The organism is Algibacter sp. AS12 (assembly GCF_046736315.1).
Lineage (GTDB): Bacteria > Bacteroidota > Bacteroidia > Flavobacteriales > Flavobacteriaceae > Algibacter_B > Algibacter_B amylolyticus.
On the sequence record NZ_CP151841.1, the window covers coordinates 1,298,351 to 1,324,650 of the forward strand.

The window sequence follows — 26,300 nt, forward strand, 5'->3', positions numbered from 1 at the left end:
TAAGCAGTTTTTATCTAGCATTTTTCATACTCTCATAATTATTTATTTTACAATTATTTTTTTATTAAGTACTTCGTTTGTTTCAGTCCTCATATATACTACATACGCTCCTGTAGAAATAGCATTGAATGTTATACCATTTTGCAATTGCTCAATTGAAACATCTGACATTTCTAACACTACTTGTCCGCGCATATTTATAAGCGAAAGCTTACTAACATTACTATTTAGCTTTTTAACAAATAGGGTATTTGTTGTATTTTGAAAATAGATATAATTCTCTGAAGCTATGGTTTCTTCCGTGCTTAAACTTTCTTGTTTGCTTTGAAACACTAATTCGAATCTTGCATTAAATATACCTTGTTTGGATGTAAAACTATAGGGATGTTCATTTGTTAAATCGAAGTAAACACCAGTTTCATTATCACGAATATATATTTCTTGATCTTCTGATATATTCTCTAACCCTGTTAGCATTATTTCGAAGGTATGCTCTCCCGATGATCTAAAATTGAATGGCACAACTTTTTCCTTGATTATTTCACCATAGGCTTGTATTTGCATGTTCTGACCTTCTAAATCTAAATTTAAATAGTCATGACTTTCCTCTGTACTTTTTGCATCATAACCATAATCAAAACCATCAGTAGTATAATTGCTAAACCCTATTAAGAGTTCCTGCCTTGTGTCAGGACCTTTAACCGAACTAAATTCTAATCGAATTTTTTGCATTACATCTTCCGCCTCTATTTCTTCGGAAATAGCCGATTTTGAGGATTTCCCCGTTGAGGGCTTTAAAAATACAGATCCCGTGCTTCCAGTTCCATTAGCATCTGATTCTTTAACATAAACACGTTGGCTATTATTAAAGTTTATTTTTGCATTATTAGCCAAAATCTCTACTACAAAACCTTGCCCCACAGGTAAGTATTTTGTTGGCAATACCGTACCTTCTTCATTACCTGTATTATCACCAGAAAAACCAATAAATTGTGACGCTCGAATGGAGCCTGTTTTATTTACTTTAGCATATCCGCCTATATAATCATTTAGAATATGTGAAGAACCAGACCATTGTTGCCATATTTGCAAATAACCTCCGTTAGGATGGTTCTCATCTCCAATAACTCCTGCATTATCATCTATAAACTTATGAATGTCGATTGCTGATGGATAAGGGTTTCCTAGAAGGTATCCAGTTTTTGATACATCTGCTACCGATCCTGATCCTCCTACATCATCTACATCAATTAAAATAGTACCATTATTTGGTTTTCCATCAAAAATGTATTGTTGCTCGGCACCTGCTTTTCCTATTCCTTTTTGAGTATAACCAACCCCAGGACCTAGCGGTGTGCTGGGTGAGTGAAAAGCCCAGTTCCAGTAGCTTAACCCATTTTGATACGTATATAGCCAATAGGTACTTATTTTTCCAATTTCGTTATAGGCACCTGTAAAAGTTAAGGTATTACCACTACCGTCCTTTATAGTATTTAACGTAAACGGCGTATTATTAGGATTGTTTATTCCTGCTGTATTATCGGTTAAAGCGGTGGCTAGATTTGTTGCTGATGGCGCACCAACTGGTGACGACCAATAGTTATATCTAAATGGACTAGATGTACCTTCTTGACGGCGTAAAATATGACCTTGTGCCGAGGTTACTAAATCGCTATTAATACCCTGTACCAATTGAGAATCTCCCAATAAATCTAGAGTACCATTTAACTCTAAATACCAAGAATTATTTACTTCATTAGTACCTGCTACTTCAAGCGTTTTATTGGCATCTATAAATAAACCTAAATTCTTTATGGAATGATTAGCATCTACATTATGTTTTATATGTACAATACTCCAATCTTTATTGGTTGCCGTATCTTCTATATCCCAAACATTACCATGTAACCAGGTGCTCTCGCTTGTCCAACTACCATTACCAATAGTCTGGTAAGGCATTGGCCCTGTTTGTTCTTGTACTGTTGTTATATTATGCAATACAACATCTCTATTATTACCAGAATAATCGGAAGTTTTAGAATTTAAAATATTCGTCATTGGGTAATACGCTAAAAGATTGCTCCAATTTACTTTGGATGCTGTAAACTCATCTTCTATATCTTTATTAATAACGGTTCCTTTTACAAATCCAGAATTGTCTTCAATTTCCTGATAAACCATACGTTGAATTTGCGTTTCGGTTAATGCTTTATCAAAAACTCTAACCTCATCAATCTCACCATTAAAATATTGCTGGTTTGATACATTTCTAGACAAACGCCCTATTTCGAACTTCCCTGTCCAACTTGAAGTACATAAAATGGTTTGCCCAATTTGACTTGTATTTACACTTGAAGTTGACTTTTTTCCGTCTATATAAATGGTTTGCCTACCTGTTACACCGCTAAATACACCAGTAATATGGTGCCACTCATTATAATTTACATTCACCCCATTGGTTGCGCTTGTAAATCCTGCTGTGGTTCTAGTAGCAAACATAAACTTGTTACCGTTTTGAACATATATTCTACACGAAATATCTTCTCCAGCAATAGTAATATTTGAAACTCCTGCGTTTGATGGATCTACTTTTACCCAGGCCATTAAGGTAACTTCGTTTAATCCATTGAGCATAGAATCTCCTGATAAATAATCGTCTACGCCATCAAAATCTAAAGTGGCATTTTCAATGTAAACGTCAATAACATCTCTATAATCTAAGTCGCCTCCTAAAGGAATATCGCCATCCGTATCTAAAAATGAAGTGGTTAAATCGCCTATATCACCAATAGAAACTTCATCATTTACATCCCAAACTGCTGTAACGGTATCAAAATTATTATCTAAACCATCACTATCATTATCATTGCCACTTAGTGTATTTACATCTCCGTTTTCTTCAATATCTGGAGTTCCATCGCCATCGGTATCTAAATCCAAATAATCTGAAGTACCATCGCCATCGGTATCTTCTACACTAGCAAATCCTGTACCATAGGCGGTATCTATTCCTGTTGTGCTATCAATAGTTCCTGTAGGCGGCGTATAACCAACTGTTGGTTGTGCCTCTACATTATCTGGTATACCATCGTTATCACTATCAATATCATGCTCGTTAAATATATTATCATTATCAAAATCGCAAGCCACTTTTATTAAGTTAAAAAATATTCTATTTAGAGTTGCTGTATGCGGTCCTGTAACACCAAAAAGTATGGTTTTAGATGAAAACGAGTTGTAAAAAAACGACGCTAAATAGTTCCTGTTTGAAGAAGATTCTGAACCATTATTAAAATCTGTTCCTAAATTTTGAAATGCACTTGCTGGCCCTCCTCCGTTTGCAAAATTAATTGCAGTTACTTGAGACCCTGGATTTACTCGGTCCGGAGCATCGGAAGCTTCATACCCAACCATATCTGAAAACTGACCTGCACCAGAATCTAAATCTGGAAGCGTTATTGTAACATTATTTAAAGTAACTGGAGAACCTTGCGGTGTTACAGCTGTTGCCGATCCGGAAGAAACAATTGAAATTTTATATAAAACATAAGGATCTTCATTAGCAACTACCCCTTTAAATCTTAAGTATTTTGTTCCACTAATATCATAAACTTCTAAAACACCTGTTGGACTATGCAACTCTGTAATTTCAACAACAACATCGTAATTAATACTATTGTAAGTAATTGCATTTTGATTTAGTAAAAAATCGCCAACTTGTAAATTAGATCCATTTCCAATTAGTGTAGTTAAATTATTTAAATTTATACTTGGACATTCCATAGAATCTAAAATACCATCATTATCATCATCTAGATCGCAATCATCTCCAACACCATCACTATCTGTATCTACGTAGTTTGGGTTATTACTATCACAAGTACTACATTCATCTGCTTGTTGCGTATTATTTGCACTTGTTCCAATACCTTGACCACCATTGGCTGTAGTTGGAATACCATTAGCATCTACACCTCCAGTTATTTGACTGTTACCGTTTAAATCTGAATATCCAATTTCGCTAAATAACGCATCTCCTTCTATTGCATCGGGACAACCATCACCATCAGCGTCTGTGTCTAAATGATCAAATTTTCCATCACCATCGGTGTCTTGACTTTTGCATGCTTCCACATAAAAACGAAAATCATCTATAGCTGAATATGCCTCTATGGAACTAGCATCTTCTTTACCATAAACATAAAACCTAAAGGTATACTCTGTATTTGGTTTTAATCGAATTTCCGGAAGAACTAAGTTATCAAACCGTGCATAAATAGTTCCATCATCAACATTATAAATATCTTCAGATAAAGTCGCCCAAGTTCCTGAACTACCTTCAGAAAACTGAGTTGCAGAGTAAAACGAATCGCCTTTTGTTGGCTCATACCAACCCGTATATATATCCTTTAATAATAAATTTGATATCTCTGAGCTTGTAGTAAAACTCATTTCCACATAGTCATTATTAGATATTGCTTCGGCAAAACTAGAAGAAGCTGTTGATGTAAATCTGAGTTGAGTACTCGCCCCAGGACTAAATTTAGCAGTATCGAAATTTAAAGCTGTGGTTGAAGCTAGCACCCAATCTGTTATTTTAGGATCATCTACTGAATCCATATCTAAATTCCCTGGCGGGGAATTAAGCGACCAAACAAAAGAGCCATTAACAGAATCTTCAGATTCATCACAATCTAATATACCATCGTTATCGTCATCTAAATCACAACTATCGGAAATACCATCACCATCTGTATCAACTCCTGTATTTATTTCTAATGTTATGGTTGCTATATTACTTGTTGAAGCTGTATCACAACCTCCTAGCACGGTATCTTTTACTGTATAATTAAAACTGAATAAGCCAGAAAAACCAGGCACAGTGGATAACGTAATTTCTCCTGTTGTATTGTTTACAACCGCTGTAACCCCTGCTGGTAAATTAAACACTTCTACAGTGCTTGGGTCGATGTTATTTTCATGATCTATATCGTTATCCAAGGCATCAATTACTATAGTATCTGAAGGACAAAATACACCTACAAGGGTATCATCTACTGCTATTGGTCTTCCGTCTAAAACAATATCCAAACTTTCTAAATCAATTCCCGATGTTGTGGTAACTTGGTCTACTAGAGTAATGACTCCAGTTGTTTCATTTACATTGTAAAAATTTTTTCCATCAGAAGTAAAAAAATTACCACTAATATCAAACGCTAAACCATCACTTATTAAATTTGAATTTGCTATGGGTGTTACTTCACCATTTGTTTTATTCACTCTCGCAATCCAGTCATCTCCTCCTCCAGTGCCAGAAAACGCTCCCGAAATGTATAAATCGTCGGTACAGGTATTGAAAGTCATGTCCTCGTTTGTTCCAATGGTAAATCCTGAATATGCTGGATTCATTACTAAATCTAAATGATCAATTCCAGCACCAAAAGCATTAGGCACAACATTTCCAGTTGTAGTATCAAATGAAAAAATAAAATCTGGCCTACCTGACGGACTACTTACCGCAAAAAATTCATTATTAATGGATCGTCCAATACCATTAACTCGTTCTATTGTTGAGCCATCACCAAGGTTACCAAAAAGCCCCGAACCCATAGGTTGTACACCTGCTGTAGGATTATTTAAATCATAAATATAAATTCCAGTATCTGTAAAATTTGCACCTAAATAAACTACATAAAGCTTATCGCCAACTATAACACAATCTCTTGCAAAACCAGGAAGATCGTTGGTACCATTATTTAAATTTCCAATATAAGTCCAAGTATTCGGTCCTGTAGTGTTAGGGTTCTGACTAACATAAACCTGATGAGGACTAGATTCATTAATGGTATATGCGGCAATTCCGTAGGTACTAAATTGAGCATGACTAGTCACTGATAATAATATCATTAAAACGCATACAGTATAACTAAAAAACGCTTTCATAACCTTTAGACTTTAGCAACAGACATTCATATTTTAGACACACAAAAACTTACACAAATAGCATAAATAATAGTAATTCTAAAAGATTAAAAATCTTTTCTACTCTGTTTTTAAATTAAAGTTTGATTTTCCATCAAACTTGAGAGAAATTCCAAAAACAGGTACAAAGATGGTAATTTAACTACTATTTACCTTACATCACAAAGAAAATATAAGTTAAAAAGACTGTTAAAATCGATGAAATGCATTTTATGTAAGGTTTAAATGTAAGAACTGTAATTTTATTTTTTCAATATTTAATCTTTTAAATTAACAATAATGTGTGTTTTTTCCCTTGATCAATTATTAATTAAGCATAATAACAACTTAACTCTTTGTTTCACTTAATTTATTAAACCTATTTTATTTAAGTATTACCTTTTTAGTAAGTAATTCATTTGCCTCTGTTCTCATATATACAATATAAGCTCCTGTTGAGACCGAATTGAATGTTATACCATTTTGTAATTGTTGCATGGAAACATCTGCCATTTCTAACACCACTTGTCCACGCATATTTATTAGCGATAGCTTGCTAACTTTACTATTTAGCTTTTTAGCAAATAACGTGTTTGTTGTATTTTGAAAATAGATATAATTCTCTGAAGCTATGGACTCTTCTGTACTTAAACTTTCTTGCTTGCTTTGAAACACCAGTTCGAATCTGTTATTGAAAACACCTTGACCAGCTTTAAACTCATAGCTATCATTTTTAGTTAAATCGAAATATGTGCCCGTTTGGTTGTCTTTTAAATAAATAGATTGATTCTCGTCTATATTTTCTAATTCGTTTAGCTTTATTTCGAATGAATTATCTCCAGACGATTTAAAGTTTAAAGGCACAACCTTATCGGTGGTTAAAGCACTGTAAGCCTGAATAACCATACCCCTATCTTCAAAACTTAATAATAAATCGTTATTAGTTTCTACTACATTTTCTGCATCGTAACCATAATCGAAACCATCACTTGTTGAATCACTAAATCCTAGTAATAATTCGCGATGCGTTTCTGGACCTGTTATAGAATTTAGTTGTAAACTTATTTTCTGAAACTGTGGTTCTGTAGTTACTTCCTCAGTATCCGTAGTTGCAGTTCCCTTTTTGGTTCCTTTAAAAAATACTGAACCAGAATTATACGAACCATTAGCATCAGATTCTTTTACAAATACACGCTGGCTATTATTAAATTCTACTTGACCATCTGCACTAATATTAACCATAAAACCTTGACCTACTGGAATTGTTTCAGTTGGTTTTTTTGTGCCACTTGGACCTCCTCCCAACAAAGCTCCTAAAATACCCTGAAATTGAAATGCTTTTGCAGAGCCTAATTTATTTACTGTGGCATAACCACCATCGTACTCGCTTAAGTTATGTGAAGTACCATCCCATTGTTGCCACAATAATATAGAACCCGATATTACACTAGAATTGTCGTCTAGAAACTTACCTACATCTATAGCTGATGGATATGGGTTACCAACCAAAGTTTGCGTTTTACTAAATAACGAGGCTAATAAACCGCCTTTTTTATCGACGTCTATTAAAATAGTACCATTATTAGGTTTACCTTCAAATATATATTCTTGTTCTGTTGCTGTTGTACCTGTACCTTTTTGCGTGTAACCTACTCCTGGAGCTAAAGTCGTTGATGGACTAACACGTTTCCAATCGTAATAGGTTTGCCCGCTCATATAGGTATATAACCAATAACTACTTATTGTACCATTTCCGGTATAACCACTTGTGAACATAAAATTACTACCAGAGCCATCCTTAATCATATCTATACTAAAAGGACTATTGTTTGCATTATTGGCAGACCCGTTATTGTTAGACAAGGTTGTAGCACGTAACTCTCCTACCGGCGAACACCAGTAATTGTACCAATACGGACTTGAGTTTCCTTCTTGACGGCGTATTATTTTACCTGTTGAAGAGGTCACTAAATCGCTATTTTCTGTTTGTATTAATTGTGAGTCAGCTTCCAAATCTAATGTGCCATTTAACTCAAAATACCAACTATTGTTTACCTCATGGTCTCCATTAACGGTTAGTTTTTTTCCACTATCGATAATTAAACCTTGTGTTTTTAAACTCGCATTAATTGATACATCATGGCTCACTTTTACTATAGAATAACCAGAGTTAGTAAGGGCATCCAAATTCCAAACTGCGCCATGTAACAAATTACCTGTTGTTGCCAACTCTCCATCTCCAGAGGTTTGATAAGGCATTGGTGCCGTTTGTGCTTGTACAGTTGTAATATTATGGAGTGCCGCGTCATAATTATTACTTGAATAATCAATTGTTTTTGAGTTTATAATTTCAGTCATTGGATAGTAAGCTTGCAATTTACTCCACGCAACGCTTGTGCCTGAAGTCAAATCTGCCACTTTTTTAGCAACAACCTTTCCTATTACATCACTTCCGTTTTGTTCTATTTCCTGATAAATCATTTGTTGTAACTGATTCTCGGTCAGTGCTACATCAAATACCCTTACTTCGTCAATAGATCCTTTAAAATAATTATTATCGGAAGCTGAACTTTTACCAATGGTAAGTTTATCTAAGGAACTACTAATTGATCCTTTTAAAGAAAAGTGACTAGTCGATTTTATTAAAGCTCCATTCAAATAAAGCTTTAAATTATTAAATAGCAAACTAGAATCAAAGACCACCGCTATATGGTACCATTTATTTCTTTGTAACTTATCTGACATATTGGAGTCCAAATAGCCATTATTTACATTAGTACTTAACTCCATACCTCCATCAACATCCAAAATAAACTCTCCTTGATTAACAATTACCCCATAATTAGTAAAAGTATCATCAAGTTTTATCCATAACATGGTAGTCATTTTTGATAAACCACTAAAATTAAAATCACTATCAACATAATCATCAACGCCATCAAAATCAATAGTCGCAGAACGTGGAGGATTGATATTAAATATATCTCGATAATCTAAATCGCCGCCTGCTACTAAATCGGCATCTGTATCTGGCAAAATAGATAAGTCTGATGGATTTTCAATATCTTCATTAACATCCAATGAGGCATCATTAATATTTGTGGTTTCGAACGCATCATCCAATCCATCTGAATCTGCATCATTTCCTGAAACAACATTTGCCATTCCATTTTCTTCTATATCTGGTGTGCTGTCATTATCACTATCTAAATCTAAATAGTCTGGTGTACCATCGCCATCTGTATCTTCTAAACTAGTAAACCCTGTGCCATAAGCAGTATCAATTCCAGTTGCGCTACCCACGGTTCCTGTAGGTGGAACATAGCCAACGGTAGGTTGTGCTTCGACATTATCTGGAATACCATCGTTATCCGAATCTATATCTATAAAATCTGGCTTACTATCATTATCTAAATCATTACTACAGTTTAAACCATAACTATTTGCATAAAGAAATGTTGGCCCATCAACTTTTTGAGAAACAACAACAGTATTATCTGTTAGCGAATTCCATGTAACTCTATTAAATTGAGGGTGTGCAGCATCAATAATCAAATCTTCTAACGGTGAAGTTAGCGTACGTTTCCCTTGCATAGTAATTTTTCCTATTGGAGAAATAATGATTTTTAAGGATAGAAATAATGGATTAGCGTTATTATAATTTAATGACCAAACATTAGAGTTACCTGACTGTCCAAAAAGGGAATTATCTGAAGCAAATCGCACTAACGACTCACCACTTGAATAAGCCACAGAGGCGAATTGCAGTTCATCTGGGACCAATTTAGTACCATTTATTTCTAAATTAAAACTATTATCTAATGATGTGATTTCAATAACATAGCCACCTGTAGCCGCAGAAAAAGTGAAGATGTCCGTATTTCCGTTAGTTACTGAAAACGTGCTATATTCAACTTGACCACACTCTTCAAGATCTGGAATACCATCATTATCATCATCTAAATCGCATTCATCGCCAACACCATCACCATCTATATCATTAAAAGATGGGTTATTACTATCACAAGGACTACACTCGTTTGCTTGAACCAAAATATCTATACTACTTCCTAAACCTTGTCCACCACTAGCTGTATTTGGTATACCAACTGCATCTTCACCTCCTATTATTCTGCCAATAGCATCTAAATTACTATATCCTATTTGGCTGTTTGAAGCATCGCCCTCTAGAGCATCTGGACATCCATCGTTATCACTATCATTGTCTAAATGATCTGGAATACCATCACCATCGGTATCTTTATCTGCACACTCCAAAAACACACCTATAGAAAGTCCTTGCTTGCCATTTGTTTCACTTTCAATAAAAATATCTAAAACAGTAGCATTTACACTTCTAAATAATGGTGCTGTAACTGATGTATTAATTCCATTTCCAGCCACCGTTCCTGTACCTAATCCAGTTAATGGATAATTTGTACCAGAACCATAATATTCTAAAAGTTCCCAGTTACCACCATTGGTAGTTAATTGATATTCTTCGTCATTTTCGGCAGCTGTACCTGCACTATTAACATCGGTTGTTTCTGCATCGGCTACAACTAAATCTAACTTTTGACCTGTATCTGTTATAATGGTTACAGTAAAACTTGCCGAAACCCCAGCCTGTAAATCATTGTAAATAGCCAAGTTACCCGCGGAATTGCTAGCATCATAATGTTTCCATAATTCGGCGCCCGCCCAAGTTTGCATACTTCTAGCCAACATTAAACCAGCATCGGCATTGGCATTAGAAAATGTTGCCGTAGCCATTGTACCATCTGGTAATGTAAAGTTTTTAGAATCTCCATTCTGAATTCCATTATTTAAAATACCAGACCAATCGAACCAATAAATATTATCTACATAAGTTGCAGAACCGTTTCCGTTTCCATCATTTAAATGCGAGCAATCCATTTCATCGGCATCTAAAATACCATCATTGTCATCATCTAAATCATCGCCATCGCTATAGCCATCAGAATCACTATCGTCCAAAGTAAGTATAAAAACTTTTCCATCTCCGTGATCGCTTGTAGAACCCGTTAGTCTAACCTTAGTTATTATTGATCCATTAGGAGCAATATCATCTAAATAAAACAAAGCAATTCCAACGGTTGAACAATTAGTATTTACAACCCTGTCACTTAACCAATAATCCGACCCTGAAACAGGTGGTGTTATGGCACCCGGTGTACCCAAATTACCCGAACTACCTGTACCACCAAAACCCCATTGCGTTGATGTTTCATGCACAAAAGTTTCGCCTAACGATTGCTCTGCTCCACTAGATGTAAGCTTACCAAACAACTCTATATGATAACAATTATTAGCATTTCGTTCTGTAATTGCCAAAATACTACTAGAACTAGATACAACACCTGCACTATAAGATAAGGTTTGACGTTGAGCCGTTGTTGTAGACGATTCGGCTGTAAAATTATCACAAACATTTGCGCCATTTCCTGTAGCCCAAAAAAAGTGATTTAAATTAAAATCTTGATATGCCGCTAAGGCTGAAGCATTCCATGTAGCGCTAGCACTAGTGGTTTCAACAACCGTTGCGTTTTTTTGTATTTTATTATAACTATGACCAGAAGATCCTAATTGAGTTAACTCATAACTTGTAGGTACGTTATACGTATCATAAACCAAATTATTAATAACAATACTTTCTATAGTTGCGGGATCCGTAGGACTTATTTGAGTATCTGCCCATCTAAAATCGACGCCAGCCTGAATACTAGGTGCATTAGTTTGAGAGATTGCATTATTAAAAATAAGGCATAAAACTAAGACAAAAAAAAGTAATTTTTTTTTCATTTTAATAGGTTTGGGGTTAGCTATTTAAAATTTTAAACTCAATATCATACTTTAGTGCAAAACCGATAAAACAACTTTGAAAGTGCAACATTACATGCTTAATACTGCCCTTTGTTTTTTTAAATTTTACACATTAACAATGTTATGAAATTGATTCTTGAGGGAAGAATATTTCAAATTTACAAATCGTAAAACATTACGATTCGAACAATTTACAAGGCAAACCTAGGATATTTAATCCAAAAGAACTAAAAAAAGCCTCGCAAAAGCACTAAAAACTCCATTAAATGTATCTTTTTATCGACAAACGGTAATTTAACGTAATACAAACGCTTCTCTTTTTTAAACTACAAAACCTACCAAATCTTCAATTTTAGATATGAGTTGAATCTTAATTACAGTGTTTTTAAGTGAGATTTTATTGTATTTTGATACAAAAATAGTTGAAAAACCAAGTTTTTCAGCTTCCAAAATACGTTGCTCCACGCGCTGTACTGGTCTAATTTCGCCAGATAGTCCAACCTCGGCAGCAAAGCAAAAATCTTTTTGAAGTGAGACATCTTCATTTGAAGACAAAATAGATGCTACTACCGCTAAGTCTATAGCAGGATCATCAACAGTAATACCCCCTGTTATGTTTAAAAACACATCCTTCGCTCCTAAACGGAAACCAGCACGTTTTTCTAAAACAGCGAGTAACATATTAAGTCTTTTAGCATTAAAACCTGTGGCACTTCGCTGTGGCGTACCATAAACAGCGGTACTTACAAGAGCCTGCACTTCGATCATTAGCGGGCGCATGCCTTCTAAAGTTGCAGCAATAGCATTTCCAGAAAGCTCTTCGTCCTTCTTTGAGATTAAAATTTCCGATGGATTTGAAACTTCTCGCAAACCAGAACCTTGCATTTCATAAATTCCTAACTCATTGGTAGATCCAAAACGATTTTTATGCGCCCTTAAAATTCTAAATACGTGGTTTCTATCGCCTTCAAACTGCAAAACAGTATCGACCATGTGTTCTAAAATTTTAGGGCCAGCAATATTACCATCTTTTGTTATGTGCCCTATTAACAAAACAGGTGTAGCGGTTTCTTTAGCAAACTTAATAAGCTCTGTAGTACATTCTTTAATTTGCGAAATACTACCGGCCGAAGACTCGATATAATCGCTATGTAAGGTCTGAATAGAATCTATAATTACAATATCTGGATCTAAAGCTTCGATTTGCTTGAAGATATTTTGAGTTTTTGTTTCTGTTAAAATATAACAGTTACTATTATTAGGGTTAATACGTTCTGCACGCATTTTTATTTGTTTCTGACTTTCTTCACCTGAAACATATAAAGTCTTATATGGTAATTTTAATGACACCTGAAGCAAAAGTGTACTTTTACCAATTCCTGGTTCGCCACCTAATAAGGTTAACGATCCGGGAACAATACCACCGCCTAAAACGCGATTAAACTCGCCATCAAAAGTATCTAATCGCGCTTCCTTTGAAGAATCGATTTCATTAATTAATAAAGGAACCGATGCTTTTTTTACTGCGCTTGTTGGTGTTTTCCAATCGCTTTTTTCTGGTTTTTGAATAAGCTCCTCTACAATGGTATTCCATTCTTTACAGGCATTACATTGCCCTTGCCATTTAGCGTATTGTGTACCACAATTTTGACAAAAAAAAGTTGTTTTTACTTTAGCCATTAATACCCAAAATCTTCTTTTATTAAATCTGCTTTTTCTAGCATTAAATCTTTTGTAAGTCCAGCAATTTCCTCTAAGGTATAGGCCGATTGATAGGTGCGCATAGCCTTTTTAGGCTCGCCTGTTTCTTCGTAAAAACGCGCAATATAAAAAGTGCCTAGCAACGTCTCAGGATATGCTTTTCTCGCCATTTTGCCTAACTCCTCATAATACTCATATAATTCATTTTTTTCGATGGCTGCAGAAATAGCTTTAAAATCGTTTAATAAAATCTTCTTATCAATACCAAACAAATCGGAGATAGACTGATATTTTTCTTGAAGATACAGTACTGGCGAAATCTCTAATTCAAGGATAACCTCTTTATACTCCTTTTTAGAAATAGGCTGAAATACTTTAAAAATGCCCTCTATAGCACTTGGTATAGCATGGGTTGGTAACGAATAATGCGATGGTCCATCAAAACTATCAAAACTGAAAACTATATTATCATTGTCAATAACTGAAAGATCTGTATTTAGTGCTTCAGTCATTTCTTTTACAGATTTAGTATCGTTATTAGTATTTGCTAAATAGTAAAACGTTTTAGATTGTGTTTTACCCAAGGCTTCTGGAAGATACTCTATCATTTGTGGCGCTAAATTTGGACTTACAGAAATATAAGCCTTAAATAAAGGCTGTGGTTTTAATAAGTAATAATTAATAAAATTAGCCGTTTCGCCATGTCCAACAGCAACCCTAAAATTACCTACTCTATATTTTTTTTCCAAATGCGCCATTAATTCCATGCCTATAAACTCGAAAAAAGCTGCTCCAGTTTCAATAGGTAATGAGTTTTGCTCAGAATACATACAATCATCAAATCGTTTTCCCATTTGGTTAACACCAACTACAATAGCTTCTGGCATATCTTCCCAATAGGTAAAATAATCTACATTTCCCGCTACGGCTTCAAACATATAATCACCATCTAACACAACAAATATTGGGTATGTTTTTTTTGTGTCTGAATTATAACCTCTAGGTAATTGCACCTTAATTTGGCGCTCTTCGCCTAGTTTTAAAGAATTGATAATTTCATATTTAACTTGTGCTTCTAATAGATTACAAGCTACAAACAATAACAAAAAGAAAGTAATAGTCTTTTTCATTTTAAAAAGATTTGAGATTTTATAATGGCAAGGTAAGAAATTATAAAGAGAGAATAAAAGCAAAATCTAAGCCTTGCTTGAGTCTTTATTTCGATTAAAAATAGGTAAATAAATAAGTGATAAGCCTCCACAAATAATGATTAACACCGTTTGAGCCGACCAAATTATCCAACCAAAAGCACGACTAGGATCTTCTGGAATAAAAAACAAAGAGGTAAACACTAATACAATAGCTTCTGGATAAGAACCTATACCTCCATTTGTAGCCGCAATACTAAAACTAGCCGCTATAAAACCAATTAAAACGGCAGCAAAAGGAATATTACTCATTTCCTGTAACGAAAAGGTAGTTACATAAAACATAAGCACATACATGGTCCAGATAAATAGCGTATGAAAAATAAAGGCCCATTTTTTCTTCATTTTAAATATACTTAAAACACCTTCCACCAATCCACTAACAAAGCCTTTAATTTTTATGGCAATCTTGGAACTACTAGTATTTATAAACCTTAAAAACAAAAGACCTAAAACCAAAAGGATAGCAAATGATATCGCTATTTTGGTAGGATTAAATTTTTCTACCAAAAACCCATAAATAAAATCGAACTGAAGAAAAAGTGTTACCGCTATTATGCCAAGCATTACAATTAAATCGGCAATACGTTCGGCAACAATAGTTCCGAAACCTTTTTCAAAAGGAACACCTTCGTAGTTTGTTAGTATTGATGCTCTTGCAACTTCACCAGCTCTAGGAATAGTATAATTTATTAAATAGGTTGCAAAAACAGCCATAATACTGTTACCCAACTTTATTTTATAACCCATAGGCTCTAGCTGAAACTGCCAACGATAAGCTCTTGACAAGTGACTAAGTAACCCAAAAAACATACCCAACACAATATAGGTGTAATCTGCTTTTTTAAAGTACTTTATAAGCTCGCTTATTGAAATTTGAGATAGAGAATACCAAACTAAAAAAACTCCCAATAATAATGGGAGTGTGATTTTTAATATGTTCTTTATGTTTTTATTCAATGCCTATTTTAAAAGATTAGTAGCCTCATCTGGAAATACTAAAGACGGCTTAAATACTTTAGCTTCTTCAATATCCATAAAAGCATAGGTGATAAGAATTAATGTATCTCCAACCGCAACTTTTCTAGCTGCCGCACCATTTAAAGTTATTTCGCCACTATTTCTAGGTCCAGGAATACAATAGGTTTCTAAACGTTCGCCATTGTCGTTATTAACAATCTGTACTTTTTCGCCTTGAATAATATTGGCAGCATCCATTAAGTCTTCATCAATGGTGATACTTCCTATATAATTAAGTTCTGCACCTGTGCATTTAACTCTATGAATCTTAGATTTTACTACTTGAATTTGCATGTTACAAAGGTAATTAATTTAAAGCGATATTATCTATAAGTCTAATATCGTTAGCATACACAGCAATAAACGCTCTGTACTTTTTAGTTTTAGATTTTCGTTTTACTGGTTTTAAGGTTTCAATGTCCGATATTAAAAAATACTCTAATTCAAGAATATCGTGTTTATTAAACTGAGCATTAACCCATTCCGTAACTTTAGTAGCACTTTTTGTGCCAAATTTTTCTTTGGCAGCTTTTAACGTTTTATAAATAAAAGGCGCAGCCTCTTTATATTTCGGACTTAGCCTTGTATTACGCGAGCTCATTGCTAGTCCATTAGATTCTCTATGAATTTCACAACCTACAATTTGCACAGGTATATTGTACTTTTCCACTAATTTTTTAATGATAGCTAATTGCTGAAAATCCTTCTCTCCAAAATAAGCCTTATGTGGTTTTACAATATCGAAAAAGCGTTTAACAATAGTTCCTACACCATCAAAATGACCATACCTAAACTTGCCTTCCATTTCAAACTCCAGGCCATCAAAATCGAAATTTTGCGACACCGTATTCCCACCGTACATATCCTCTACAGTAGGCGCATAAACCACAATTTTAGTTGAACTAACAGTGTTTAGCAAAGCTACATCATTCTCTAAAGTTCTGGGGTATTTTAGCAAATCGTCTTTATTATCAAACTGCGTAGGATTCACAAAAATGCTTACCACAACCCTATCGTTATCAACTAAAGCTTTTTTAACTAACTGCAAATGCCCTTCATGCAATGCACCCATAGTAGGCACCATACCAACGGTTAGCTTTTTAGCCTTAAAACCATCAATAACCAATGTAATTTGTTGTTTATCTGAGTAAATTTCCACTATTTAATAAAAAATTAACGGGTGCAAACTTAAGATTTTACAACCAATTAGCATAAAATTTTGTACTTTTGCGTGTTTTTTATTTTGAAATTTCAAAAGAAGAACCACTTTACGGCAGGCTTTTTAAAGTTCTCATTTCAAAAAAAGAAAACAACAATTGCTATTATAGAGCTATTTTAAGTCAACAAAAACAAATATATGAAAGATAAGAGGATATTATATGTATCATCTGAAGTAGTACCTTATTTACCAGAAACCGAGATTTCTTCAGCTTCTTTTGAAGCACCACGATTGGTAAATCAACAAGGCGGTCAAATAAGAATTTTCATGCCTCGATACGGAAACATTAATGAAAGAAGACATCAATTACACGAAGTTATCCGATTATCAGGTATAAATTTAGTGATTAATGATTTAGATATGCCTCTTATTATTAAAGTGGCTTCTATACCTAAAGAGCGTATTCAGGTTTATTTTATTGACAATGATGAGTATTTTAAAAGAAAAGCAACATTAACAGATGAAGATGGTAAGCTGTTTTCTGATAACGATGAGCGTGCTATTTTCTTTGCTAAAGGTGTTATTGAAACTGTTAAAAAATTAAATTGGGCGCCAGATATTATTCACGTTCATGGTTGGTTAGCATCTCTATTACCACTTTACTTAAAACAATACTACAAAGACGAGCCATTATTTAACGAAAGTAAAATAGTTACCTCTATTTACAATCAAAGCTTTGAAGGCACGTTAAATACAGATATGGTTAACAAAATTAAGTTTGATAATATTGAAGAGGATGCTATTAAAACTTTAGTAGAACCATCATACAATAGCTTAATGAAAGTAGCTATTGATTACTCTGATGCTTTAATTGTAGGGTCTGAAAATATTCCTGATGAATTAGATACTTATTTAAAAGCCGCAGACAAACCTATTTTAGAATATAAAAGTAAAGATGAATTTGGTGAAGCTTATACCACGTTTTTTAACGAAACTGTTTTAGGTAATTCCAATTAATTCATTAAGTATTACTATATGAAAAACACATTTACAGCCCTTAAAATCTCTATTTTTTCACTTTTTGTTCTAACCTCTTTAGTGGCCTGCGACAAAGATTTTAGTATCATAGAAAGTGATGTTCTAGGTGAAGGCAATGCTAATTTTTTAACCAATACAGAATTTATTCCTGTAACGGCTTACAACAAAAAACTAAGCGCTCTACAAGTTAACAATCTAGCATCTAATTTATTAGGCGTATTTAAAGATCCGGAATACGGAACAACAACAGCTGGTATTGTAACTCAATTAACACCTTCTGTATACGGTGTAGATTTTGGCGTTAATCCAACAATAGATAAAGTTACCCTTCATATTCCTTATTTTAGTACAGCTATAGGTTTAGATGATGAAGGTAATACAACCTACCAATTGGATTCCGTTTATGGCAACGCAAACAAACCTATTAAATTATCCATTTATAGAAGTAATTATTTTTTAAGAGATTTCAATCCTTTAGGAGATGCCAGTACATCTCAGAATTATTATTCTAACGCTTCGAGCACTACTAATTCTGCACTTAACGGAAGTACAACCATTAATTTTGACGATCATATTCTAGAAACGATTTTCTCTGCAAGCACTATTATTCCTAGTAGCGCTGCATCAGAAACGATAACAGACGAAGATACTGAAGATGAAATTATAACTTATTCAGAACCTGCTTTTAAAGTTGAATTAGAAAATGAATTTTGGCAAAATACTATAGTTGCAAAAAGTGGCGGAGCTGAATTGAGTAACGAAAATAATTTTAAAAACTATTTTCGTGGCTTATATTTTAAAGCTGAAGCCGTTGATGACTCCAATGACGGAAGCATGTTTTTAGTGAATTTAGAATCTACAAATGCATACATAACCATAGCTTATACCAATGGTGAAGACGACACAAGAGTTGAAAACACTTACACCCTGAAATTCACCGGAAATAAGCTAAACACCTTTATAAACGATTTTGAAACTACATTAACCGATGGCGACAACGTTAATGGAGACTCAACAATACATTTAAAAGGGATGGAAGGTTCTATGGCTGTAATCGATTTATTTGGAACAGAAGATCTTGATGGTAATGAAATTCCTGATAATTTAGATACATTTTTAAAGACATATAGAAAAACCGATGAAAGTGGCAACTTTGTTAAAGACGAAGACGATAGTTATGTTTTAAAAAGACTAATTAACGAAGCGCATTTAGAAATCTATGAAGACGACACTCAGGTTTCAAATACCTTAGATGATAACGGTGATGAATACCACAAATACGATCGTATTTATGCTTACGATATAAAAAATAATACAACCCTTATTGATTATTTATATGACCCTACAGAAAATAACGCAGCTGTTAGTTCTAAAATTATTAGTCTAGGGCAAAGAGGTGTTTTAACCGATGATGATGGTGAAGAAAAAGTTAAATACAAAATACGTATTACCGAACATCTAAATAATATTATCCAAAACGATTCAACCAATTACAATATTGGTTTAGTCATTTCTAATAATGTTAATTACACAAATAATTCTGAAATTTTAAACAGCACAGACGAAGTAACAGCTGTTCCTTCTGCCTCAGTAATAACCCCAAGAGGAACAATTTTATACGGAAGTCATGAAAGTGTGGATGACGATAAAAAACTAAAATTAAATATACTTTTCACTGAAACTAAAGAGGATTAACACGTTATAAATTAAGCAAAGTGTTTTTGAACGTATAAATAGACTAGTTCATATAATAATTATCCGTTCTAAACATTTATTTTTCATATTTGCGCCAATTAATTATAACCCCAAAATCAAATTAAAAAATTATGTGTGGAATTGTTGGATATATTGGACCCAGAGAGGCTTACCCTATTGTAATTGAAGGGCTTAAAAGATTAGAGTATAGAGGTTATGATAGTGCTGGAATAGCATTATTTGATGGCACAGACTTAAAAGTATCTAAAACAAAAGGTAAAGTAGCAGATTTAGAAGCGCGAGCTACCCAAGAAATTACTAAAACAGGAAATGTTGGTATTGGCCATACACGTTGGGCAACCCATGGTGTTCCTAACGATGTTAATTCACACCCACACTTATCAAACTCTGGTGATTTAGTCATTATCCATAATGGTATTATTGAAAATTACGATTCACTTAAAAAAGAACTTATTACAAGAGGTTATACCTTTCAATCTGATACCGATACCGAGGTATTAATTAATTTAATTGAAGACGTAAAAAAGCAAGAAGGTGTAAAACTTGGTAAAGCAGTTCAAATTGCATTAAATCAAGTTATAGGTGCCTATGCTATTGCTGTTTTTGATAAAAATAAACCAGAAGAAGTTGTAGTCGCTCGTTTAGGAAGTCCGTTAGCCATTGGTATTGGAGAAAACGAGGACGAATTCTTTATAGCTAGTGATGCTTCACCTTTTATAGAATACACTAAAAACGCTGTTTATCTTGAAGATGAAGAAATGGCTGTTATTAGATTTCATAAGGGTATAAAAGTTAGAAAAATTAAGGATGATTCGTTAGTAGACACTTACGTTCAAGAGCTTCAAATGAATTTAGAGCAAATTGAAAAAGGAGGATACGATCATTTCATGCTTAAAGAAATACATGAGCAACCTAAAGCCATAACTGATACCTATAGAGGAAGATTATTAAGAAACGAAGCTATTATAAAAATGGCTGGTGTTGAAGATAACATGAAAAGGTTTCTTAATGCTAATCGTATTATTATAGTGGCTTGTGGTACATCATGGCACGCAGGATTAGTAGCCGAATATATCTTTGAGGATTTAGCGCGCATACCTGTAGAAGTTGAATACGCTTCAGAATTTAGATATCGTAACCCTGTTATAAGAGAAGATGATGTAGTAATTGCTATTTCTCAATCTGGAGAAACTGCCGATACGCTTGCAGCCATTAAATTAGCAAAATCTAAAGGTGCCTTTGTATTTGGAGTTTGTAATGTAGTAGGTTCATCAATTTCTAGAGAGTCTCATGCCGGTGCATATACACATGCTGGACCAGAAATAGGTGTAGCTTCAACTAAAGCATTTACCACTCAAATAACTGTTTTAACTCTTATTGCTTTAAGACTTGCTAGAGCAAAAGGAACTATTACTAGTTCAGATTTCCGTCAGCATTTATTAGAATTAGAAATGATTCCTAAAAAGGTGGAAAAAGCATTAGAATCTGATAAAAATATTAGAGTCATAGCTGATGTTTACAAAAACGTAAGCAACTTTTTATATTTAGGAAGAGGTTATAATTTCCCGGTAGCTCTTGAGGGCGCTCTTAAATTAAAAGAGATTTCGTATATCCACGCCGAAGGTTATCCTGCAGCAGAAATGAAGCATGGTCCTATTGCCTTAATTGACGAAAACATGCCAATAGTAGTAATTGCAACTAAAAAAGGGCATTACGAAAAGGTAGTCAGTAATATTCAAGAAATTAAATCAAGAAAAGGAAAAATTATTGGAATAGTAACCGAAGGTGATGTTCAAGTAAGAGATTTAGCAGATCATGTTATTGAAGTACCTGAAACTTTAGAGTCTCTTTCGCCATTATTAACTACAATTCCTCTGCAACTGTTATCATATCATATTGCAGTAATGTTAGATAAAAATGTTGATCAACCAAGAAACTTGGCTAAATCGGTTACAGTAGAATAAAAATTACTTTTTATAAACACATTTTAAATTTCCATGCTTAGCACAAGCATGGGAATTCTTTTTTTAAGCCTTATTTTTTAAATATTTAATAATAAATTGACACTTTTTTTGCTAAAACATACTATGCGTGCATAATTTTTTATATTTTTAGACACTTGCATAATATTATAATTTTATAGTATCTTGTTATTAAACTAAAACTTTGTAAACTAAATGAAGACAATTCTCCCCTTTTTAATGTTATTATTTTGTGGAATTTCCTTTTCGCAAACAACAATTACTGGTACAGTAGTTGATGACAACAGCCAACCCATTCCGGGAGCCAACATTATTATTGTTGGTACATCAACTGGAAACGTAACCGACTTTGATGGTAATTTTACCGTAACCACAAACTTAAACCCACCCTTTACACTACAAGCTAGTAGCGTTGGGTTTGAAACGGCTACTGAAGAGGTTACTGCAAGAAACCAAAAAGTAAATTTTATTTTAAAGGAAGGTAACGCTCTAGATGAAGTTGTAATTTCTGCATCTAGAACACCAGAACGTATTTTTGAATCTCCAGTAACTGTAGAGCGTTTCGGTCTTAAACAAATAAAAAACACAACATCTGCCGATTTTTATGGTGGTTTAGAAAACCTAAAAGGTGTTGATGTAAACACTAATAGTTTAACTTTCAAATCGGTTAACACAAGAGGTTTTGCAACATTTGCAAACAACCGTTTCATGCAATTAGTAGATGGCATGGACAACTCTACTCCGGCATTAAACTTTCCAATTGGTAACTTAGTTGGTATGACAGAAACCGATGTGCTAAGTGTAGAATTACTACCTGGTGCATCTTCTGCATTATATGGTGCAAATGCATTTAATGGTATTTTATTCATGCGTAGTAAGAATCCTTTCGATCACCAAGGCATTAGTGCTTCAATAAAAAGAGGAATTACTTCTCAAGAATCTGCAGGAGATAACGCTTATACGGATCTTAGTTTTAGAGCTGGTTACAAATTCACTGAAAAATTTGCAGCAAAAATCAACTTCGGTTACTTAAAAGGTACCGATTGGGCAGCAACTAGCGAAACAGATAAGTTAAACCCAAACAACACCAGGGCTAACTCAGATTACGATGGTATTAACGTATATGGTGATGAAGTATCTGCAAATATTAGAACCGAAGCTCCTGCCAGTGTAAAAGGCATTATTCCAGATGTTGTGGTTAGTAGAACTGGTTATAACGAAAGAGATTTAACAAACTACAATGCAGAAAGTATAAAATCTGATTGGGGTTTATATTACCGTCCTTGGGAAAATGATTTTGAAGTATCTTATGTTGGAAAAGTAGGAACAGGATCAACTATATATCAAGGAACAAATAGATATAACATTGCAAACTTCTTTCAGCAACAACATAAAATAGAATTTAAAAATGATAATTTCTTTTTAAGAGGTTATGTTGTAACAGATAAGGCTGGAGACTCTTACGATATGGTCTTTACAGGTATTAATATTAATAGAGCATGGAAAGCAGATAAACAATGGTTTCAAGAATATATTGAAACTTATGCTGGCGCAACCCTTGGTGGTGCAACAGAAGCAGAATCTCACGCAGCGGCAAGAGCGCAAGCAGAATCTGGACGCTATTTACCGGGTACTCCTGAGTACGAATCTGCTTTTACTAGAAGTATTAACGATCCAGACTTAAGTACAGGATCTAAATTTCAAGATGCCTCTAAATATTACCATTCAGATGCTAACTATAACTTAAGTCATTTAATTGATTTTGCCGAAATTCAAGTTGGTGCATCTTACAGAAGATATAATCTAAATTCTTCAGGAACTATTTACACAGATTTAGATGGACCAATAGATTATTCAGAATATGGCATCTATACTCAAATTCAAAAAAACATAGAATTCAATGACGATTTAGAATTAAAATTAACAGGATCTGTTCGTTACGATAAATCTGAATTTTTTGATGGTTTCTTTTCACCAAGAATATCTGCAGGTTTAACAGTTAATCAAAACCACAACATTCGTGCGTCTGTGCAAACAGGATTTAGAAATCCAACAACACAAGATTTATTTATTGGTTTAGATGCTGGTAGAGCTATTTTAGTTGGTTCGGCTCCAGAAAATTTAGACAGATATGTTAGAACATTTGATGTAAGTGATGAAGGTCAAGTAGGATTCGGTCAAGAGGCTACTGTAACACAAACAGGACGTGTTGCTTATGAGAATTCTTATACTGCAAGTTCTGTACAGGCCTTATCAGATACTGGAAACCCTGCTGTTCTTGAGGTTTCTAATCCTGATATTATTAAACCAGAGCAAGTATCATCTGCTGAGATTGGATATCGTGGTAAATTCGAAAATTTAATTGTTGATTTTAGTACATATTACAACAAGTATAAAGACTTCATTTCTCAAGAAGTTGTTATATCTCCTTATTATGGTACTGTGGGCTCTCCGGATGGATTAGCCGTCGCTTCAATTGCTAATAAAGACTTTCAAGCCTATAGCACATACACAAATTCAGAAGCCGATGTTAACTCATATGGCGCATCCATTGGATTAACTACTAAAGTTTTTGGAGATTTTGATTTAAGCGGAAGTTATACCTACGCTAAATTAGATTTTGATAGAAATAAATATCCAGATTTCACAACAAACTTTAATACACCAGAACACAAATTTAAAGCGTCTTTTGGAAATACTGAATTATTTAAAAACTTCGGTTTTAATGTAAATTACAGATTTAGTGATGACTATTTCTGGGAAGCCACATTTGGTAATGGTCTAGTACCAGAATACCACGTTGTTGATGCTCAAATCAATTTAAGAGTCCCTAGTTTTAAATCTACGTTCAAAGCAGGAGCTACAAATCTTTTAGGAGATGAGTACTTTACCGCTTTTGGTACAGGCTTTATAGGCTCAATGTACTATGTGTCTTGGACTATTAATAACCTATAAAAAAACAAACATGAAAAATATAAAATATTTAACTTTAATATTTGGCCTTATTGCTTTTGTTGGCTGTAATGAACCAGAAGATGTCCTTAAAGACACTAATATTGAGCCTGAAGAAGTTGTTGTATTACCAGAACTAATAACAGGATCTACAGATTTCTCAACTTATGTTTCTATAGGAAATTCGCTTACTGCTGGTTTTACAGATAATGCTTTATTTAAAGCATCTCAAGAAAACTCGTTTCCAAATATATTATCACAAAAATTTGCTATGATTGGTGGTGGAGATTTTAATCAACCACTTACAAACGACAACTTTGGAGGTATTGCTCTAGGAGGAAACAGAATCTTGGAACCAAGATTAGTAACAACAGGAGGAGCTCCGGTAAGTTTAGAAAGCGTAATTGGACCTGTTACTGTAACAACAGATGTAGCATTAAATAATCCGACCGGACCTTTTAATAACATGGGTGTTCCAGGAGCAAAAAGTTTTCATTTACTTGCTCCCGGCTATGGTAACATTAGTGGTTTATTAACCGACCCTGCAACGGCAAATCCATATTTTGTTAGAATGACAGGAACAACTCCAGATGCTAGTGTTTTGCAGTTAGCTATGGCACAAACACCAACCTTCTTTTCTTTATGGATTGGGAATAATGATGTTTTAGGATATGCCACTACAGGTGGAGATGGCACAAACCCAATAACTCCTGTTGATGGTGCTCCAGGTGTTGGTTTTACTCAAACTTATGGCGCTTTAATTGCAACATTAACAGCCGGTGGCGCCAAAGGCGTTATTGCAAACATACCTTATGTAACCGATATTCCACATTTTACAACGGTGCCATATAATGCTTTAGATCCAAATGATGAAGATAACGGCCCTGCACTTGTAGCTCAAATACCAACTTTAAATACTGTTTATGGTGCATTAAATCAAATTTTTAATTTGGTTGATCCTTCTCGCGTCATAACATTTTCTTCAACAGAAGCTAACGGTGTTGTAATTAAAGATGAAACTTTAGCCGACCTTTCCTCAGTAATCAGAGGTGGATTACTATCGAATAGACCAGCATTTGAAGGCTTTATTGCTCAGTTCGGCTTAGCGCCTGAAGCTGCGGATTCTGTAGCTACTTTATTTGGAATTGTTTATGGACAAGCTCGACAAGCCACAGCAGACGATTTATTTGTATTACCTAGTTTAAGTATTATTGGAGAGGTTAACGAAACTCAATCAGCCTTTTTACAATCACAAGACTTACCAGAAGCCCTTGCAGATCAATTCTCAGCAGAAGGTGTTACTTTTCCTTTGGCAGATAAATGGGTTTTAATTCCGAGTGAACAAGACGAAATTAAAAAAGCTGTCGATGCATTTAATTTAACTATTGAAACCGCAGCAATAAATGCAGGATTAGCATTTGTTGACGCTAACTCTTTATTATCTCAATTAGCAACAACTGGAATAGAAACTGATAATTTTATTTTAACCTCTAACTTAGTAACGGGTGGTGCGTTTTCATTAGATGGTGTTCACTTAACATCTAGAGGTTATGCAATGGCTGCAAATGAATTTATGAAAGCCATTGATGTGACCTATGGCACCAACTTTGAAGCTTCAGGTAATTTAGTAGACATAGGAAATTACCCGACTAACTACTCCCCTTTATTACAATAAAATAGAATTCAACTTATACTATAAAAACACCTTCAAATTGAAGG

At 34.1% G+C, this 26,300-nt stretch carries 12 protein-coding genes; 5 read left to right on the forward strand and 7 right to left on the reverse strand.

All coding sequences use genetic code 11. The features are described from left to right. Positions 1-42: 42 nt before the first annotated feature. The 7 genes from AAFN75_RS05445 to panC all read right to left on the reverse strand — a co-directional run bounded on the left by AAFN75_RS05445 (position 43) and on the right by panC (position 16,893). Complete coding sequence (locus AAFN75_RS05445) at positions 43-5,907, reverse strand: LamG-like jellyroll fold domain-containing protein (RefSeq protein WP_411808595.1); 5,865 nt, start codon at positions 5,905-5,907, stop codon at positions 43-45. 438 nt (positions 5,908-6,345) lie between these two features. Next, positions 6,346-11,784: a LamG-like jellyroll fold domain-containing protein gene (locus AAFN75_RS05450; protein WP_411808596.1), complete on the reverse strand. Its 5,439-nt coding sequence runs from the start codon at positions 11,782-11,784 to the stop codon at positions 6,346-6,348. 342 nt (positions 11,785-12,126) lie between these two features. Beyond that, positions 12,127-13,485, reverse strand: coding sequence for a DNA repair protein RadA (gene radA, locus AAFN75_RS05455; protein ID WP_411808597.1), 1,359 nt, complete (start codon positions 13,483-13,485; stop codon positions 12,127-12,129). Then, positions 13,485-14,636 carry an alpha/beta hydrolase gene (locus AAFN75_RS05460; RefSeq protein WP_411808598.1) on the reverse strand — a complete coding sequence of 384 codons (1,152 nt, stop codon included), beginning with the start codon at positions 14,634-14,636 and terminating at the stop codon, positions 13,485-13,487. The genes radA and AAFN75_RS05460 overlap by 1 nt, the downstream gene beginning before the upstream one ends. A gap of 66 nt (positions 14,637-14,702) precedes the next feature. Next, positions 14,703-15,674, reverse strand: coding sequence for a lysylphosphatidylglycerol synthase transmembrane domain-containing protein (locus AAFN75_RS05465; protein ID WP_411808599.1), 972 nt, complete (start codon positions 15,672-15,674; stop codon positions 14,703-14,705). Positions 15,675-15,677: 3 nt separating this feature from the next. Next, positions 15,678-16,028 carry an aspartate 1-decarboxylase gene (gene panD, locus AAFN75_RS05470; RefSeq protein ID WP_144114621.1) on the reverse strand — a complete coding sequence of 117 codons (351 nt, stop codon included), beginning with the start codon at positions 16,026-16,028 and terminating at the stop codon, positions 15,678-15,680. A 13-nt stretch (positions 16,029-16,041) separates the two neighbouring features. Next, positions 16,042-16,893: a pantoate--beta-alanine ligase gene (panC, locus tag AAFN75_RS05475; RefSeq protein ID WP_411808600.1), complete on the reverse strand. Its 852-nt coding sequence runs from the start codon at positions 16,891-16,893 to the stop codon at positions 16,042-16,044. Positions 16,894-17,091: 198 nt separating this feature from the next. On the opposite strand from panC, the gene AAFN75_RS05480 reads away from it, so the two are divergent. The 5 genes from AAFN75_RS05480 (at position 17,092) to AAFN75_RS05500 (ending at position 26,256) form a co-directional block, all read left to right on the forward strand. Next, on the forward strand, positions 17,092-17,910 hold the full coding sequence (locus tag AAFN75_RS05480; protein WP_411808601.1) for a glycogen/starch synthase: 819 nt from the start codon (positions 17,092-17,094) through the stop codon (positions 17,908-17,910). 18 nt (positions 17,911-17,928) lie between these two features. Then, entirely contained in the window at positions 17,929-19,626 is a 1,698-nt protein-coding gene (locus AAFN75_RS05485) for a DUF4270 domain-containing protein (RefSeq protein ID WP_411808602.1), read from the forward strand. 131 nt (positions 19,627-19,757) lie between these two features. Continuing rightward, entirely contained in the window at positions 19,758-21,611 is a 1,854-nt protein-coding gene (gene glmS, locus AAFN75_RS05490; RefSeq protein ID WP_411808603.1) for a glutamine--fructose-6-phosphate transaminase (isomerizing), read from the forward strand. 213 nt (positions 21,612-21,824) lie between these two features. Next, complete coding sequence (locus tag AAFN75_RS05495; protein ID WP_411808604.1) at positions 21,825-24,584, forward strand: TonB-dependent receptor; 2,760 nt, start codon at positions 21,825-21,827, stop codon at positions 24,582-24,584. A gap of 10 nt (positions 24,585-24,594) precedes the next feature. Further along, on the forward strand, positions 24,595-26,256 hold the full coding sequence (locus AAFN75_RS05500; protein ID WP_411808605.1) for a G-D-S-L family lipolytic protein: 1,662 nt from the start codon (positions 24,595-24,597) through the stop codon (positions 26,254-26,256). Positions 26,257-26,300: the final 44 nt, after the last annotated feature.

Bases quoted from the DNA above. Each gene is read 5' to 3' on its own strand.
- AAFN75_RS05495 (WP_411808604.1), top strand. From the start codon at position 21,825: ATGAAGACAATTCTCCCCTTTTTAATGTTATTATTTTGTGGAATTTCC.
- AAFN75_RS05460 (WP_411808598.1), bottom strand. From the start codon at position 14,636: ATGAAAAAGACTATTACTTTCTTTTTGTTATTGTTTGTAGCTTGTAAT.
- AAFN75_RS05450 (WP_411808596.1), bottom strand. From the start codon at position 11,784: ATGAAAAAAAAATTACTTTTTTTTGTCTTAGTTTTATGCCTTATTTTT.
- glmS (WP_411808603.1), top strand. From the start codon at position 19,758: ATGTGTGGAATTGTTGGATATATTGGACCCAGAGAGGCTTACCCTATT.
- AAFN75_RS05445 (WP_411808595.1), bottom strand. From the start codon at position 5,907: ATGATATTATTATCAGTGACTAGTCATGCTCAATTTAGTACCTACGGA.
- AAFN75_RS05500 (WP_411808605.1), top strand. From the start codon at position 24,595: ATGAAAAATATAAAATATTTAACTTTAATATTTGGCCTTATTGCTTTT.
- AAFN75_RS05485 (WP_411808602.1), top strand. From the start codon at position 17,929: ATGAAAAACACATTTACAGCCCTTAAAATCTCTATTTTTTCACTTTTT.
- radA (WP_411808597.1), bottom strand. From the start codon at position 13,485: ATGGCTAAAGTAAAAACAACTTTTTTTTGTCAAAATTGTGGTACACAA.
- panD (WP_144114621.1), bottom strand. From the start codon at position 16,028: ATGCAAATTCAAGTAGTAAAATCTAAGATTCATAGAGTTAAATGCACA.
- AAFN75_RS05480 (WP_411808601.1), top strand. From the start codon at position 17,092: ATGAAAGATAAGAGGATATTATATGTATCATCTGAAGTAGTACCTTAT.